This window comes from uncultured Algibacter sp., assembly GCF_947495675.1.
GTDB lineage: Bacteria > Bacteroidota > Bacteroidia > Flavobacteriales > Flavobacteriaceae > Algibacter_B.
On record NZ_CANLZX010000005.1, the window covers coordinates 163,805 to 178,382 of the forward strand.

At 31.4% G+C, this 14,578-nt stretch carries 20 protein-coding genes; all 20 read left to right on the forward strand.

Features of this window, described 5'->3' with window-relative positions; all coding sequences use genetic code 11:
- Positions 1-58: 58 nt before the first annotated feature.
- The 20 genes from rpsH to ctlX all read left to right on the forward strand — a co-directional run bounded on the left by rpsH (position 59) and on the right by ctlX (position 14,508).
- A complete protein-coding gene (gene rpsH, locus Q0842_RS05640; RefSeq protein ID WP_298339312.1) occupies positions 59-457 on the forward strand; it encodes a 30S ribosomal protein S8 in 399 nt (132 codons plus the stop codon).
- Positions 458-474: 17 nt separating this feature from the next.
- Positions 475-1,017 carry a 50S ribosomal protein L6 gene (gene rplF / locus Q0842_RS05645; RefSeq protein WP_298495299.1) on the forward strand — a complete coding sequence of 181 codons (543 nt, stop codon included), beginning with the start codon at positions 475-477 and terminating at the stop codon, positions 1,015-1,017.
- Positions 1,018-1,027: 10 nt separating this feature from the next.
- A complete protein-coding gene (rplR, locus tag Q0842_RS05650) occupies positions 1,028-1,384 on the forward strand; it encodes a 50S ribosomal protein L18 (protein ID WP_298495302.1) in 357 nt (118 codons plus the stop codon).
- A gap of 6 nt (positions 1,385-1,390) precedes the next feature.
- The gene (rpsE, locus tag Q0842_RS05655) at positions 1,391-1,915 is read left to right on the forward strand and encodes a 30S ribosomal protein S5 (protein ID WP_298495305.1); all 525 of its coding nucleotides are present in this window, start codon (positions 1,391-1,393) and stop codon (positions 1,913-1,915) included.
- A gap of 11 nt (positions 1,916-1,926) precedes the next feature.
- Positions 1,927-2,106 carry a 50S ribosomal protein L30 gene (gene rpmD, locus Q0842_RS05660; protein ID WP_019386285.1) on the forward strand — a complete coding sequence of 60 codons (180 nt, stop codon included), beginning with the start codon at positions 1,927-1,929 and terminating at the stop codon, positions 2,104-2,106.
- Between the two features lie 15 nt (positions 2,107-2,121).
- Entirely contained in the window at positions 2,122-2,574 is a 453-nt protein-coding gene (gene rplO, locus Q0842_RS05665; protein ID WP_298495310.1) for a 50S ribosomal protein L15, read from the forward strand.
- A gap of 14 nt (positions 2,575-2,588) precedes the next feature.
- Positions 2,589-3,944 carry a preprotein translocase subunit SecY gene (gene secY, locus Q0842_RS05670; protein WP_298495312.1) on the forward strand — a complete coding sequence of 452 codons (1,356 nt, stop codon included), beginning with the start codon at positions 2,589-2,591 and terminating at the stop codon, positions 3,942-3,944.
- A 9-nt stretch (positions 3,945-3,953) separates the two neighbouring features.
- Positions 3,954-4,169, forward strand: a complete 216-nt coding sequence (gene infA, locus Q0842_RS05675) for a translation initiation factor IF-1 (protein WP_007094967.1) — start codon at positions 3,954-3,956, stop codon at positions 4,167-4,169.
- Positions 4,170-4,173: 4 nt separating this feature from the next.
- On the forward strand, positions 4,174-4,290 hold the full coding sequence (gene ykgO, locus Q0842_RS05680) for a type B 50S ribosomal protein L36 (protein WP_013305171.1): 117 nt from the start codon (positions 4,174-4,176) through the stop codon (positions 4,288-4,290).
- A 2-nt stretch (positions 4,291-4,292) separates the two neighbouring features.
- Positions 4,293-4,667, forward strand: a complete 375-nt coding sequence (gene rpsM / locus Q0842_RS05685) for a 30S ribosomal protein S13 (protein ID WP_298495314.1) — start codon at positions 4,293-4,295, stop codon at positions 4,665-4,667.
- 100 nt (positions 4,668-4,767) lie between these two features.
- Positions 4,768-5,151 carry a 30S ribosomal protein S11 gene (gene rpsK / locus Q0842_RS05690; protein WP_298495317.1) on the forward strand — a complete coding sequence of 128 codons (384 nt, stop codon included), beginning with the start codon at positions 4,768-4,770 and terminating at the stop codon, positions 5,149-5,151.
- Between the two features lie 194 nt (positions 5,152-5,345).
- Positions 5,346-5,951 carry a 30S ribosomal protein S4 gene (rpsD, locus tag Q0842_RS05695; protein WP_298495319.1) on the forward strand — a complete coding sequence of 202 codons (606 nt, stop codon included), beginning with the start codon at positions 5,346-5,348 and terminating at the stop codon, positions 5,949-5,951.
- Positions 5,952-6,045: 94 nt separating this feature from the next.
- Positions 6,046-7,038: a DNA-directed RNA polymerase subunit alpha gene (locus Q0842_RS05700; protein WP_042505212.1), complete on the forward strand. Its 993-nt coding sequence runs from the start codon at positions 6,046-6,048 to the stop codon at positions 7,036-7,038.
- A 59-nt stretch (positions 7,039-7,097) separates the two neighbouring features.
- The gene (rplQ, locus tag Q0842_RS05705) at positions 7,098-7,568 is read left to right on the forward strand and encodes a 50S ribosomal protein L17 (RefSeq protein WP_298495326.1); all 471 of its coding nucleotides are present in this window, start codon (positions 7,098-7,100) and stop codon (positions 7,566-7,568) included.
- Positions 7,569-7,665: 97 nt separating this feature from the next.
- Positions 7,666-8,391: a hypothetical protein gene (locus tag Q0842_RS05710; protein ID WP_298495329.1), complete on the forward strand. Its 726-nt coding sequence runs from the start codon at positions 7,666-7,668 to the stop codon at positions 8,389-8,391.
- Between the two features lie 87 nt (positions 8,392-8,478).
- The gene (carA, locus tag Q0842_RS05715; protein ID WP_298495332.1) at positions 8,479-9,582 is read left to right on the forward strand and encodes a glutamine-hydrolyzing carbamoyl-phosphate synthase small subunit; all 1,104 of its coding nucleotides are present in this window, start codon (positions 8,479-8,481) and stop codon (positions 9,580-9,582) included.
- 158 nt (positions 9,583-9,740) lie between these two features.
- Positions 9,741-11,033 (forward strand): phosphopyruvate hydratase, encoded by a 1,293-nt coding sequence (gene eno, locus Q0842_RS05720; RefSeq protein WP_298495334.1) that lies wholly within the window; start codon positions 9,741-9,743, stop codon positions 11,031-11,033.
- A gap of 175 nt (positions 11,034-11,208) precedes the next feature.
- Entirely contained in the window at positions 11,209-12,495 is a 1,287-nt protein-coding gene (locus Q0842_RS05725; protein WP_298495336.1) for a citrate synthase, read from the forward strand.
- A gap of 155 nt (positions 12,496-12,650) precedes the next feature.
- The gene (locus Q0842_RS05730; protein WP_298495339.1) at positions 12,651-13,565 is read left to right on the forward strand and encodes a dimethylarginine dimethylaminohydrolase family protein; all 915 of its coding nucleotides are present in this window, start codon (positions 12,651-12,653) and stop codon (positions 13,563-13,565) included.
- A gap of 7 nt (positions 13,566-13,572) precedes the next feature.
- Complete coding sequence (gene ctlX / locus Q0842_RS05735; protein WP_298495341.1) at positions 13,573-14,508, forward strand: citrulline utilization hydrolase CtlX; 936 nt, start codon at positions 13,573-13,575, stop codon at positions 14,506-14,508.
- Positions 14,509-14,578 lie beyond the last annotated feature (70 nt).

Here is a 14,578-nt window from a genome sequence, read left to right on the forward strand (position 1 = left end):
ATAATCGGGTTTAAGGTTCGAAATAGTTCGAAAACCAAGACCACAAAATCAATTCATTATGTACTCAGATCCAATTGCGGATTTTTTGACAAGAATTAGAAATGCAGTAAGAGCTAACCACAGAGTGGTTGAGATTCCTGCATCTAATCTTAAAAAAGACATTACTAAAATATTATTCGAACAAGGATATATTTTAAGTTACAAATTTGATGATTCTTCTGTACAAGGCACTATTAAAATAGCGTTGAAATACAATAAAGAAACAAAAGAACCAGTAATTAAAAAACTTCAAAGAATTAGTACTCCAGGTTTACGTAAGTATGCAGGAGCTAATGATTTACCACGTATCTTAAACGGTTTAGGTATTGCTATAGTTTCAACTTCTCATGGAGTTATGACAGGCAAACAAGCTAAAAGAGATAATGTAGGTGGTGAAGTTTTATGTTACGTTTACTAATTTAAAGCCAGAAAGAAATGTCAAGAATAGGAAATAATCCAGTAGCCATTCCAGAAGGTGTAACAGTAAACGTTAAAGATAACGTAGTTACTGTAAAAGGAAAATTAGGAGAGTTAACACAAAATTACGATTCTATAGAAATTAAGGTAGAAGAAGGAAATGTATTAGTTACACGTTCTTCTGATACTAAAGACCAAAAAGCAAAGCATGGTTTATACAGATCATTAATGCATAATATGGTTGAAGGTGTATCTAAAGGATGGACTAAAGAATTAGAATTGGTAGGTGTAGGTTATAGAGCATCAAACCAAGGACAAAAATTAGATTTAGCTTTAGGATTTTCTCATAATATTATTTTGAATGTAGCTCCAGAAGTAAAAGTAGAGACTATATCAGAAAAAGGAAAGAATCCAATTATAAAACTAACATCATTTGATAAACAACTTGTTGGTCAAGTCGCTGCGAAAATCCGCGGATTTAGAAAACCTGAACCTTACAAAGGAAAAGGAATCAAGTTTGTTGGTGAAGAAATAAGAAGAAAAGCAGGTAAATCAGCTTAATAATTAAGTTATGGCATTGACAAAGAACGAAAGAAGATTAAGAATAAAAAACAGAATCCGTAAGGTTGTTTCTGGTACAGAAACAAGACCTAGATTAGCTGTTTATAGAAGCAATAAAGAAATTTATGCTCAGATAATTGATGATGTAAATGGTAATACTATTAGTGCCGCATCTTCAAGAGATAAAGATATTAGTTCTGCGAAAGCAACTAAATCAGAAGTAGCTAAGTTAGTTGGTAAATCACTTGCTGAAAAAGCTATAAAAGCAGGTTTAGAAACTATTGCTTTTGATAGAGGTGGATATTTATACCACGGAAGAGTAAAATCACTAGCAGAAGGTGCTAGAGAAGCAGGACTTAAATTCTAAGAAATTATGTTTAAAAAATATAAAAGTGCAGAATTAGTAAAACCAGGTGGATTAGATCTTAAAGATCGTTTAGTTGGTGTACAAAGAGTTACAAAAGTAACTAAAGGTGGTAGAGCATTTGGTTTTTCAGCTATTGTTGTAGTTGGAGATGAAGCTGGTGTTGTAGGACAAGGTTTAGGTAAATCTAAAGATGTAGCTAGTGCAATTGCAAAAGCTGTTGAAGATGCTAAGAAAAACTTAGTTAGAATTCCTATTATTAAAGGTACATTACCACATGAGCAAAAAGGTAAATTTGGTGGAGCTAGAGTAAATATTATTCCTGCTGCTCCAGGTACAGGTGTAATTGCTGGTGGTGCTGTAAGAACAGTTCTTGAGGCAGTTGGTGTACATGATGTATTATCAAAATCTCAAGGTTCATCAAACCCTCACAACGTAGTAAAAGCAACTTTTGATGCTTTATTACAATTAAGGGATGCAAATGCAATTGCTAGAGATAGAGGTATTACACTTGAACAAGTTTTTAACGCTTAATAAAGACAGAAATGGCAAAAATTAAAGTAAAAAAAGTTAAAAGCGCAATCAATCGTACGCAAAGACAAAAAAGAACTTTAGAAGCTCTTGGTCTTAAAAAGATTGGTCAAGTTAAAGAGCATGAAGCTACACCAAATATTCTTGGTATGGTTGCTAAAGTTTCACATTTAGTTTCTGTTGAAGAAGCTTAAAAATATAAACTGAAAATGGATTTAAGTAATTTAAAACCTGCAGAAGGTTCAGTAAAAAACCAAGGTAAAAGAATAGGTAGAGGACAAGGTTCTGGTAAAGGTGGTACGGCAACTCGTGGTCACAAAGGAGCTAAATCTCGTTCTGGTTATTCTAAGAAACTAGGATTTGAAGGTGGTCAAATGCCACTTCAAAGACGTGTTCCTAAGTTTGGTTTTACTAACGTTAACCGTATTGAGCACCAAGGTATCAATCTTGATACATTGCAACAATTGGTTGATGATAAGAAAATTAAAGATACAGTAGATTTTGAAACATTATTCACAAATCGTTTAGTCGATAAAAATGATTTAGTTAAAATCATGGGTCGTGGAGAATTAAAAGCAAAATTAAAAGTAACTGCTCATAAGTTTACTGCTTCAGCAAAAGCTGCTATTGAAGCTGCTGGAGGAGAAGCTGTAACTATATAAGACTTTTTATAAGTATGAAATTTATAGAATCAATAAAGAATGTTTGGAAAATTGAAGAGCTAAGAAACAGAATCATAGTTACTTTGAGTCTGTTATTAGTTTATCGTTTTGGTGCCCAAGTAGTATTACCAGGTATTGATGCAGCTCAATTAGGAGGTTTAGCTGAAAAAACAGACGGAGGTTTGTTAGGTTTGCTTAATGCTTTTACAGGTGGTGCATTCGCTAATGCCTCGGTTTTTGCTTTAGGTATCATGCCATACATTTCTGCTTCTATTGTTGTACAGTTAATGGGTATTGCTATTCCTTATTTACAGAAATTACAAAAAGAGGGAGCTAGTGGCCAGAAAAAAATAAATCAGATTACACGTTGGTTAACAATAGCTATCTGTTTATTACAAGCGCCTGGATATTTAGCAAGTTTACCAGCTTTAGGAATTCCTCAAAGTGCTTTCCTTTTAGGTACAGGACCATTATTCTATTTTTCTTCAGTTACTATATTAGTAACAGGTTGTATTTTTGCAATGTGGTTAGGAGAAAAAATCACGGATAAAGGTATTGGAAATGGTATTTCATTATTAATTATGGTAGGTATTATTGCTACATTACCACAATCATTTTTACAAAATGCAGCCACTAGATTAGAAGGTGGAGGTAACGGTGGTTTAATGATGGTACTAATAGAATTTGTAATTTGGTTTGTTATTATTTTAGCATCTATTCTTTTAGTAATGGGAGTTAGAAAAATTGCAGTGCAGTATGCTAGAAGAACTGCTTCTGGTGGTTACGAAAAAAGTGCTATGGCTGGTTCAAGACAGTATATTCCATTAAAGCTTAATGCTTCTGGAGTTATGCCTATAATATTTGCTCAAGCAATTATGTTTGTACCAAGTTTAATTGGAGGATCTTCTTTCTTAAAAGAAACTGCAGCAGGAGCATGGATGCAAACAAACTATTCTGATATGTTTGGTTTTTGGTATAATTTAACATTTGCATTATTAATTATAGTATTTACTTACTTTTATACTGCAATAACGGTTCCTACCAATAAAATGGCAGACGATTTAAAACGTAGTGGAGGTTTTATACCAGGTATTAGACCAGGTTCTGAAACATCTGAATATTTAGATAAAATAATGTCTCAAATAACCTTACCAGGTTCTATATTTTTAGCACTTATTGCTGTGTTTCCAGCATTTATTGTTAAGCTTATGGGAGTTCAACAAGGATGGGCTTTATTTTTCGGAGGAACATCATTACTAATTATGGTTGGAGTTGCAATTGATACTATGCAACAAATAAATTCTTATTTGTTAAATAGGCACTATGATGGTTTGATGAAAACAGGTAAAAATAGAAAAGCAGTAGCTTAATTTTATACTATGGCAAAACAAGCAGCAATAGAACAAGACGGAACAATTATTGAGGCATTATCAAATGCTATGTTTCGTGTTGAATTAGAAAATGGTCATATCGTGACCGCACATATTTCTGGTAAAATGCGTATGCATTATATTAAATTATTACCTGGAGATAAAGTAAAATTAGAAATGAGTCCTTACGATTTAACTAAGGCTCGAATAACTTATAGATACTAATACGATGAAAGTAAGAGCATCAGTTAAAAAAAGAAGCGCAGATTGTAAGATTGTGCGTAGAAAAGGAAGACTTTACGTAATTAACAAAAAGAATCCTAGATTTAAACAAAGACAAGGGTAATTATGGCAAGAATTGCAGGTGTAGACATACCAAAAAACAAAAGAGGAGTTATCTCTTTAACTTATATCTACGGAGTAGGTAGAAGTAGAGCAAAAGAAATTTTAGCGGTTGCTAAAGTTGATGAAAGTACAAAAGTTCAGGACTGGACCGATGACCAAATTTCTGGAATTCGTGATGCTGTTGGAACTTTTACTATCGAAGGTGAATTACGTTCTGAAACTCAATTGAACATTAAGAGATTAATGGATATTGGATGTTACAGAGGTATTCGTCATAGATCAGGTCTTCCATTAAGAGGACAACGTACTAAGAACAACTCTAGAACTAGAAAAGGTAGAAGAAAAACTGTTGCTAATAAGAAAAAAGCAACTAAATAATAATTAGTCTTTAGTATTTAGACGTTGGAAGGAATCTGTTTGAAATTATAATAGTTTAGGATTCTAGCGACTATCACTAAAACTAAAAGCTAAAAATAAAATGGCAAAAACAAGCACAAAAAAACGTAAAGTTATTGTTGATGCAGTTGGAGAAGCACACGTAACAGCTTCTTTCAATAACATCATTATTTCACTTACCAATAAAAAAGGAGATGTAATTTCATGGTCTTCAGCTGGTAAAATGGGATTTAGAGGTTCTAAGAAAAACACACCTTATGCTGCTCAATTAGCTGCTGAAGATGCTGCAGGAGTTGCATCTGAAGCTGGATTGAAAAAAGTAAAGGTGTATGTTAAAGGACCAGGTAATGGTAGAGAATCTGCTATTCGTTCTATTCATAATGCAGGAATTGAAGTAACTGAAATTATTGATGTTACTCCATTACCTCATAATGGATGTCGTCCTCCTAAAAGAAGAAGAGTTTAATCCTTTATTAATTAACTGGATTTAAATAAAGCAAAGTCTAAAATTAATATCATCTGATTATCAGATGATATTAATTTTTTGCGTAAATTTGCACACTCAAAAAAAATAATTAACAAGTATTAACGAGAGATCAACGATTTTCGAAGGATAAGATTAAGACCTTAATTCATAATCACTCTCAAAACAATTTTAAAATGGCAAGATATACTGGTCCTAAAACTAAAATAGCTCGTAAATTTGGCGAAGCTATATTCGGAGATGACAAATCATTCGAAAAAAGAAATTACCCACCAGGTCAACATGGTAACAACAGAAGACGTGGGAAAAAATCTGAATACGCTATCCAATTAATGGAAAAGCAAAAAGCTAAATATACTTACGGTATATTAGAGCGTCAATTTAGAGGATTATTTAAAAAAGCTAGAGCTGCACAAGGTATTACTGGTGAAGTTTTATTACAGCTTTGTGAATCTAGATTAGACAATGTTGTATTCAGAATGGGAATAGCTCCTACAAGAAGCGGTGCAAGACAATTAGTATCACACAGACACATTACAGTAAATGGGGAGTTAGTTAATATTCCTTCATATTCATTAAAAGCAGGTGATGTTGTAGCAGTTAGAGAAAAATCAAAATCGCTTGAAGCTATTGAAAGATCACTTTCAAATTCAAGTAACGTTTATGAATGGATTACTTGGAATACAGATACAAAACAAGGAACTTATGTTTCAGTACCTGCTAGAATTCAAATTCCAGAAAACATAAACGAACAATTCATCGTAGAATTATACTCTAAATAATAAAATTAATCACATTGGTATTTGGCCAAAGGATTTATTAGTCTTCTTCAAACTTTTAAATCGCGCAACCAAATAACAATTAAAACGAAGAAATATGGCAGTATTTAATTTTCAAAAACCAGATAAAGTAATCATGATTGATTCTACTGATTTCGAAGGTAAATTCGAATTCAGACCTTTAGAACCTGGTTACGGACTAACAGTAGGAAATGCATTAAGAAGAGTTTTATTATCTTCTTTAGAAGGATTTGCAATAACTTCTGTTAGAATAGAAGGTGTAGATCATGAGTTTTCAGCAATCGCAGGTGTCGTTGAAGATGTAACTGAAATCATCTTAAATTTAAAGCAAGCTCGTTTTAAAAGACAAATTGAGGATATTGATAATGAATCAATTTCTATTTCAATTTCTGGTCAAGATAAAATTACAGCAGGTGATTTTCAGAAATTTATTTCTGGATTCCAAGTTTTAAATACAGAACTAGTTATCTGTAACTTAGATCCTAAAGTTAATTTCAATATGGAAATTACAATAGAAAAAGGTAGAGGATATGTTCCAGCAGAAGAAAACAAAAAAGCTTCAGCACCAATTGGAACTATTTTTACAGATTCTATTTACACACCAATAAAGAATGTTAAGTATAGTATTGAAAACTATCGTGTTGAGCAAAAAACAGATTATGAAAAATTAGTTTTTGAAATTATCACAGATGGGTCAATTACTCCACAAGACGCTTTAACTGAAGGTGCTAAAACTTTAATTCACCACTTCATGTTATTCTCTGATGAGCGTATTACATTAGAAGCTGATGAAATTGCACAAACTGAAACTTATGATGAAGAATCACTTCATATGAGACAGTTGCTTAAAACAAAGTTAATAGATATGGATTTATCTGTACGAGCACTTAACTGTTTAAAAGCTGCAGAAGTAGATACTTTAGGTGATTTAGTATCTTTCAATAAAAATGATTTAATGAAATTCAGAAACTTCGGTAAGAAGTCTTTAACAGAGCTTGAAGAGCTTGTAAATGTTAAGGGGTTAAACTTCGGAATGGATTTAAGTAAATATAAATTAGATAAAGATTAATTAATCATATTTTGCTCCTCGATTTACGAGTTTAGTAGCAAGATGATAAAACAAATGTCATGAGACACGGAAAAAAAGTAAACCACTTAGGAAGACAAACAGCGCATAGAAAAGCTATGTTAGCTAATATGGCTTGTTCTTTAATTGAGCACAAACGTATTAACACAACTGTAGCTAAGGCTAAAGCATTAAAGCAGTTTGTAGAGCCAATGATTACTAAATCTAAGGTTGATACAACGCACAACAGACGTCAAGTAATGGCTAAGTTAAGACAAAAAGATGCAGTAGCAGAATTGTTTAGAGATGTAGCTGCTAAAATAGCAGACAGACCAGGAGGTTATACTAGAATTATAAAACTTGGAAATCGTTTAGGTGATAATGCTGATATGGCAATGATAGAACTAGTTGATTATAACGAAATCTATAACGCTGGAAAAGAGAAAAAGAAAACTACTAGAAGAAGTAGAAGAGGTGGTTCTAAACCAGCTACTCCTCCAGTTGATACTAAAGCATCAAACGAAGAAGAGTAAATGTTAATAAACGTTAAATAAAACATAAAGGATAAACTATTTTAGTTTATCCTTTTTTTTCTTTCATAAGTTTGTATTTAAATTCAATAAATTAAATATGAAAAAAATATTTTTATTACTAGTTATTATTATAACAAATCAAACCTTTTCTCAAAATAGTGAAATTATTGGTTCAGGTACTTCGGCTTCAAACATGTATGGAGGCGTTCAAGTAAGTGCAGGATCTAATAGTGGAGTATGGATCAAGTCAAGTTCATCTAAAGCAAAAGTAGAAGGTTCATATTATTTATTTAGTAACTGGGGTAATATTGGATCTTTTTATTTAATAGGAAACGAAGGTTACAAGGTGCCAAAAGTTAATTTTAATGTTAGATTCAATCGTTTTGAAGCTAATATGGGTAATGATGGTTCTAAAGATTCAATATTTGCTTTTAATTCTCAATCAATTAAAAAAGTAATATTAGGTAGTAAAGTATTTGTAAAAAAACAAGTTGCTGGTAAAGGCTCAAATTATTTCTTAGAATTAATTCAAGAAGGAGATAAAGTGAGTTTGTTAAAATCTTATAATGCTGTTATAAGTCCTGGTACTGTTAACCCAATGACTCAACAAAAAATGAAAGCAGATAAAATTGATATAAAAACAAGCTACTTTGTTGATAGAAATGGTGAATTGGAAGAAATTAAACTTAAAAAGTCTACCATATTAAAATTAATGTCAGACAAAAAAGATGAAATAAAAAGTTTTTTAAATGAGCATAGTTTGTCATTTAAAAAAGACCCTGATATTAAGGAAATTTTCAATTATTATAACTCAATCATATAAATGTTAATAATCATTTAATATATAAAGGATAAACTATTTTAGTTTATCCTTTTTTTTTAGCAATTTTGCAAAACTTTTTAAACGAATATGAAATATCAAAAAAGACAAAAAGCCATCGTTCTTCTAGCAGATGGAACTATTTTTTACGGTAAAGCAGTTGGTAATAAACAAGGAACTTCATTCGGAGAGGTTTGTTTTAATACAGGTATGACTGGCTATCAAGAAATTTTTACTGATCCTTCTTATTATGGTCAACTCATGGTTGCTACCAATGCTCATATTGGTAACTACGGTGTTAATGATAATGAAGTAGAGTCAGATTCAATTAAAATTGCAGGTTTAATCGTAAAAAATTTCAGTTACGAATATTCAAGAGATGCTGCAGATGGTTCTCTGGAAGATTTTCTAGATAAAAATAACTTATTAGCTATATCAGATGTTGATACTAGAGCTTTAGTAAGCTATATTAGAGATCACGGTGCAATGAATGCTGTTATTTCTACTGATGTAGATAATATTGAAGGATTAAAAAAGCAATTAGCCGAAGTTCCTAATATGGAAGGACTAGAATTAGCATCAAAAGTTTCTACTAAAGAACCTTATTATTTTGGTGATGAAAATGCAACATACAAAGTAGCAGCTTTAGATATCGGAATCAAAAAAAATATATTAAGAAATATAGCAAGTAGAGATGCTTATATTAAAGTTTTTCCATACAACTCAAAGTTTGAAGATCTTGAAGCATTTAAACCAGATGGATACTTTTTATCCAATGGGCCTGGAGATCCAGAACCATTAATTGAAGCACAAAACGTAGCTAAAGAAATTATAAAAAGAGATTTACCTTTATTTGGTATATGTTTAGGACATCAAGTTATAGCAAGAGCCAATGGCGTTTCAACATATAAAATGCATAATGGGCATAGAGGTATAAATCATCCTGTAAAAAATTTAATTACAGGTAAAGGTGAAATTACATCTCAAAATCATGGTTTTGCTGTAAATAGAGAAGATGCCGAAGCTAACTCAAACCTAGAGATTACACATGTACATTTAAACGATGATACTGTAGCTGGTTTAGCAATGAAAAACAAAAAAGTATTTTCTGTACAATATCACCCAGAAGCAAGCCCAGGACCTCATGATTCATCTTATCTTTTCGATCAATTCATTGAAAATTTAAAGAAATAAAAACGTATAATAAACTTCAATATTAGATTTCTATATTGAAGTTTATTATTACTAAAACGTTATAGATGCAATTTTGATAATTTCTTTAAAAACATCTAAAATTAAACAAGATTTAAACGTAAATTTGAAGTAATTAAAAGATTAAAAACAAACTAATTATGAGTATAATAATTAATATCCATGCAAGACAAATTCTAGACTCAAGAGGTAATCCAACTGTTGAAGTAGATGTAGTAACTGAAAATAATATATTAGGTAGAGCTGCTGTTCCATCAGGAGCATCAACTGGAGAACATGAAGCTGTTGAATTACGCGATGGTGGAAATACTTATATGGGTAAAGGTGTTTTGAAAGCTGTTGAAAATGTAAATACAACTATAGCTGAAGAGTTATTAGGTGTTTCAGTTTTTGAACAAAACCTTATTGATAAAATAATGATTGATTTAGATGGAACGCCAAATAAATCAAAATTAGGTGCAAACGCTATTTTAGGTGTCTCTTTAGCAGTAGCTAAAGCTGCAGCTAATGAGTTAAATATGCCATTATACCGTTATGTAGGTGGTGTTTCTGCAAATACGTTACCATTACCAATGATGAACATTATTAACGGTGGTTCTCATAGTGATGCTCCAATTGCATTTCAAGAATTTATGATTATGCCTGTTAAAGCTAAAAACTTTACACACGCTATGCAAATGGGTACTGAAATTTTCCATAACCTTAAAAAAGTATTACACGACAGAGATCTTAGTACTGCAGTAGGAGATGAGGGTGGATTTGCTCCAAACCTAGCTGGAGGTACTGAAGATGCATTAGATACTATTGCAAAAGCAGTAGAAAATGCAGGTTATAAATTTGGAGATGAAGTTAAGATTGCTCTTGATTGTGCTGCAGCCGAATTTTTTGTTGACGGTAAATACGATTATAAGAAATTTGAAGGTGATACAGGTGTTATAAGAACAAGCAAAGAACAAGCTGAGTATTTAGCTGAACTAGCTGGTAAATATCCTATTATTTCTATTGAAGATGGTATGGATGAAAACGACTGGGAAGGGTTTAAATATTTAACTGAATTAATTGGCGATAAAGTACAATTGGTTGGTGATGATTTATTTGTAACTAACGTAGAGCGTTTATCTAGAGGAATTAAAGAAGGTATAGCGAATTCTATTTTAATTAAAGTAAACCAAATAGGAACATTAACAGAAACTATTGCAGCTGTAAATATGGCACATAATGCAGGATATACTTCTGTAATGTCTCACCGTTCTGGAGAAACTGAAGATAATACTATTGCAGATTTAGCTGTAGCATTAAACACAGGACAAATAAAAACAGGATCTGCTTCACGTAGTGATCGTATGGCAAAATACAATCAATTACTTCGTATCGAAGAAGAATTAGGAGAAGTTGCTTATTTTCCTGGAGAAAATGCTTTTAAAATAAAATAAAAATTATTTAATTTTTTATATCAAAAGCGATTGTTTATTAACAATCGCTTTTTTTATATAGTATCTATTTTAAAATTTCTCAAATCGACGAAATCGTTGTAGATAAACTTAAAAAATAAATAGATATTTCGTAGCTTAGCATTCCGCAAAAAAATTAAATTCACTAAATAAGAATATGGCAAATACAGCTAAAATTGAAATTGAAGGTAAAAAGTACGAATTCCCATTAGTTAAAGGTACAGAAAATGAAGTAGCAATTGATATTTCTAAACTTAGGTCTACAACTGGAGGTGTTATTACAGTTGATCCTGGATTTAAAAATACAGGGTCTTGTGAAAGTGCAATTACATTTTTAGATGGTGAAAAAGGAATTTTAAGATATCGTGGATATGCTATAGAAGATGTAGCAGATAAAGTTGATTTTATTGAGGTAGCATATTTGTTAATTTTTGGTGAGTTACCTACTAAAGAGCAGAATGATAAATTTCATGATGATATTAAAGCAGAGTCTGTAATTGATGAAGATATTAAAAAGATTTTGGATGCTTTTCCTAAATCAGCCCACCCAATGGGAGTTATTTCTTCTTTAACAAGTGCATTAACAGCATTTAATCCTACTTCTGTTGATGTATCTTCAGAAGCTGAAATGTATAAATCAGTAGTTAGAATTCTTGGTAAAATGCCTGTATTAGTTGCATGGACAATGCGAAAAAAACAAGGTCAACCATTAGATTATGGTGATAATACACTTGGTTACGTAGAGAATATTCTTAAAATGATGTTTTCTAGACCAAATAGCTGTTATGTTCAGAATCCAGTTTTAGTTGATGCTTTGGATAAATTATTGATATTACATGCAGATCATGAACAGAATTGCTCAACTTCTACAGTAAGAATAGTTGGTTCTTCTCATGCTGGTTTGTTTGCATCAATTTCTGCGGGTATTTCTGCATTATGGGGACCACTTCATGGTGGCGCAAATCAAGCAGTAATAGAAATGTTAGAAGCTATTCAAGCAGATGGAGGAGATACTAAAAAATACATGGAGAAAGCTAAAGATAAAAATGATCCTTTTAGATTAATGGGCTTTGGTCATCGTGTATACAAAAATTTCGATCCTCGTGCTAGAATTATAAAGAAAGCTGCAGATCAAGTATTACATGATTTAGGAATAGAAGATCCAATATTAGATATCGCCAAAGGGCTTGAAAAAGAAGCTTTAGAGGATAAATATTTTGTAGACAGAAAACTATATCCAAATGTAGATTTTTATTCAGGAATTATTTACAGAGCTATGGGGATACCAACCGAAATGTTTACTGTAATGTTTGCAATTGGACGTTTACCAGGTTGGATTGCACAATGGAGAGAAATGCGTTTAAGAAAAGAACCAATAGGAAGACCAAGACAAGTCTACATAGGTGCTACTGAAAGAAAATTTGTACCAGTTGAGAATAGATAAGAAATTTAAAAGTTATAATTTAAAAAAAGCTTCATGATTTTTCATGAAGCTTTTTTTATTTAATACAGGTTCTTTTTTAGAAAAAAACAAAATAAGTATTTTATTATTCTTAGTTTTAGAAATTGTAATTTGTTGATATTTTTTATTCAAAATATATGATAAAATTAAATGTTAAAAATGAAACCTCTAGATTACGTGCTGTTGTACTTGGTACAGCAGAAAGTAATGGACCAATCCCTAAAGTTGAAGACTGTTACGACCCAAAAAGTATAGAACATATTTTAGCAGGTACATACCCTACAGAACATGATATGATTAAGGAAATGGATGCTGTAGCTAAGGTTTTTGAAAAGTATAATGTACAAGTTTACAGACCACAAGTAATTAAGGATTGTAATCAAATTTTTGCTAGAGATATTGCTTTTGTAATTGACGATGTTATGATTGAAGCAAATATTTTACCACATAGAGAAGAAGAGGTAGAAGCTATAGATTATATCTGGAAACAAGTTGCAGAAGATAAGCGTATAATACTGCCAGAAGCTTGCCATGTAGAAGGAGGTGATGTTATGCCATGGAATGATTATATATTTATAGGTACTTATTCTGGTAATGATTACTCAGAATTAATAACTGCACGAACAAATATTGAAGCAGTATTAGCTATAAAAGAACTATTTCCAAATAAAACTGTGAAATCCTTTGAGCTAAGAAAATCTAATACAAACCCAAAAGAAAATGCATTGCATTTAGATTGTTGTTTTAATCCTTTAGGTAAAGGAAAAGCAATCATTCATAAAAATGGGTTTTTAATTGAAAAAGAATATGAATGGTTAGTTAATTTCTTTGGAAAAGAAAATGTTTTTGAAATTACAAAAGATGAAATGTATCAAATGTGTAGTAATGTTTTTTCAATTTCTGAAGATGTAATTATTTCTGAAAAGAATTTTACTAGACTAAATATTTGGTTAAGAGAACAAGGTTTCACAGTCGAAGAAGTACCTTACGCCGAAATTGGTAAGCAAGAAGGCTTATTAAGATGTACAACAATGCCATTAATTAGAGATTAATTTAAAAATGCAACAAACAACAAATACCATTTTAATGATTCGTCCTGTAAATTTTAGGATGAACGAGCAAACAGCTGTAAATAATTATTATCAAGAATCTATTAAAGGTGTTTTACCTGAAAGCATTAATACAAAAGCGCAAAAAGAGTTTGATACTTATGTGGATAAATTAAGAGCTATTGGTGTTGATGTTTTGGTATTTAATGATACAGAGGAAACAGATACCCCAGATTCAATTTTTCCAAATAATTGGGTGTCGTTTCATGAAAATGGCGATATTGGTTTATATCCTATGTTTGCAGAAAATAGACGCCTAGAGCGAAGAGAAGATATACTCGATACTTTAGAAGAAAAGGGGTTTATTATTAATAATATTATTGATTATACGAGTGCAGAGGAGGAGCATGTATTTTTAGAAGGTACAGGAAGCATTATTTTGGACCGTGAAAACAGAAAAGCTTATTGTGCTTTATCTCCTAGAGCAGATGAAGATTTGTTTATTGAATTTTGCGAAGATTTTGAGTTTTCCCCTGTAGTTTTCAATTCATATCAAACTGTAAATGGTGAGCGTAAAGCAATTTACCATACAAATGTTATGATGTGTATAGGTGAAACTTTCGCAGTAATATGTTTAAGTAGTATTGATGATAAAAAAGAACGTAAACAAGTTATTAAACATCTAAAAGAAGACGGTAAGACTATAATTGATATTACAGAGAAACAAGTTAATAATTTTGCTGGTAATATGCTTCAAGTAAAAGGTGCTAATAATGAGCGTTACTTAATTATGAGTCAAGCGGCTTATGATGCTCTTACCGAATCTCAAATTAAAACACTTAAATCACATACTAAAATACTATCAAGTTCATTAAATACTATTGAAACTTGTGGAGGAGGTAGTGCACGTTGTATGATGGCCGAAGTGTTTTTACCTAAAGCCTAAATTTTGCGGAAATATGCGTTAGGGATTGAACGGTTTGTTTGAGCTCGCCGACAATAGGAGGAAGCGAGTA

Bases quoted from the DNA above. Each gene is read 5' to 3' on its own strand.
- rpsH (WP_298339312.1), top strand. From the start codon at position 59: ATGTACTCAGATCCAATTGCGGATTTTTTGACAAGAATTAGAAATGCA.
- rplF (WP_298495299.1), top strand. From the start codon at position 475: ATGTCAAGAATAGGAAATAATCCAGTAGCCATTCCAGAAGGTGTAACA.
- rplR (WP_298495302.1), top strand. From the start codon at position 1,028: ATGGCATTGACAAAGAACGAAAGAAGATTAAGAATAAAAAACAGAATC.
- rpsE (WP_298495305.1), top strand. From the start codon at position 1,391: ATGTTTAAAAAATATAAAAGTGCAGAATTAGTAAAACCAGGTGGATTA.
- rpmD (WP_019386285.1), top strand. From the start codon at position 1,927: ATGGCAAAAATTAAAGTAAAAAAAGTTAAAAGCGCAATCAATCGTACG.
- rplO (WP_298495310.1), top strand. From the start codon at position 2,122: ATGGATTTAAGTAATTTAAAACCTGCAGAAGGTTCAGTAAAAAACCAA.
- secY (WP_298495312.1), top strand. From the start codon at position 2,589: ATGAAATTTATAGAATCAATAAAGAATGTTTGGAAAATTGAAGAGCTA.
- infA (WP_007094967.1), top strand. From the start codon at position 3,954: ATGGCAAAACAAGCAGCAATAGAACAAGACGGAACAATTATTGAGGCA.
- ykgO (WP_013305171.1), top strand. From the start codon at position 4,174: ATGAAAGTAAGAGCATCAGTTAAAAAAAGAAGCGCAGATTGTAAGATT.
- rpsM (WP_298495314.1), top strand. From the start codon at position 4,293: ATGGCAAGAATTGCAGGTGTAGACATACCAAAAAACAAAAGAGGAGTT.
- rpsK (WP_298495317.1), top strand. From the start codon at position 4,768: ATGGCAAAAACAAGCACAAAAAAACGTAAAGTTATTGTTGATGCAGTT.
- rpsD (WP_298495319.1), top strand. From the start codon at position 5,346: ATGGCAAGATATACTGGTCCTAAAACTAAAATAGCTCGTAAATTTGGC.
- Q0842_RS05700 (WP_042505212.1), top strand. From the start codon at position 6,046: ATGGCAGTATTTAATTTTCAAAAACCAGATAAAGTAATCATGATTGAT.
- rplQ (WP_298495326.1), top strand. From the start codon at position 7,098: ATGAGACACGGAAAAAAAGTAAACCACTTAGGAAGACAAACAGCGCAT.
- Q0842_RS05710 (WP_298495329.1), top strand. From the start codon at position 7,666: ATGAAAAAAATATTTTTATTACTAGTTATTATTATAACAAATCAAACC.
- carA (WP_298495332.1), top strand. From the start codon at position 8,479: ATGAAATATCAAAAAAGACAAAAAGCCATCGTTCTTCTAGCAGATGGA.
- eno (WP_298495334.1), top strand. From the start codon at position 9,741: ATGAGTATAATAATTAATATCCATGCAAGACAAATTCTAGACTCAAGA.
- Q0842_RS05725 (WP_298495336.1), top strand. From the start codon at position 11,209: ATGGCAAATACAGCTAAAATTGAAATTGAAGGTAAAAAGTACGAATTC.
- Q0842_RS05730 (WP_298495339.1), top strand. From the start codon at position 12,651: ATGATAAAATTAAATGTTAAAAATGAAACCTCTAGATTACGTGCTGTT.
- ctlX (WP_298495341.1), top strand. From the start codon at position 13,573: ATGCAACAAACAACAAATACCATTTTAATGATTCGTCCTGTAAATTTT.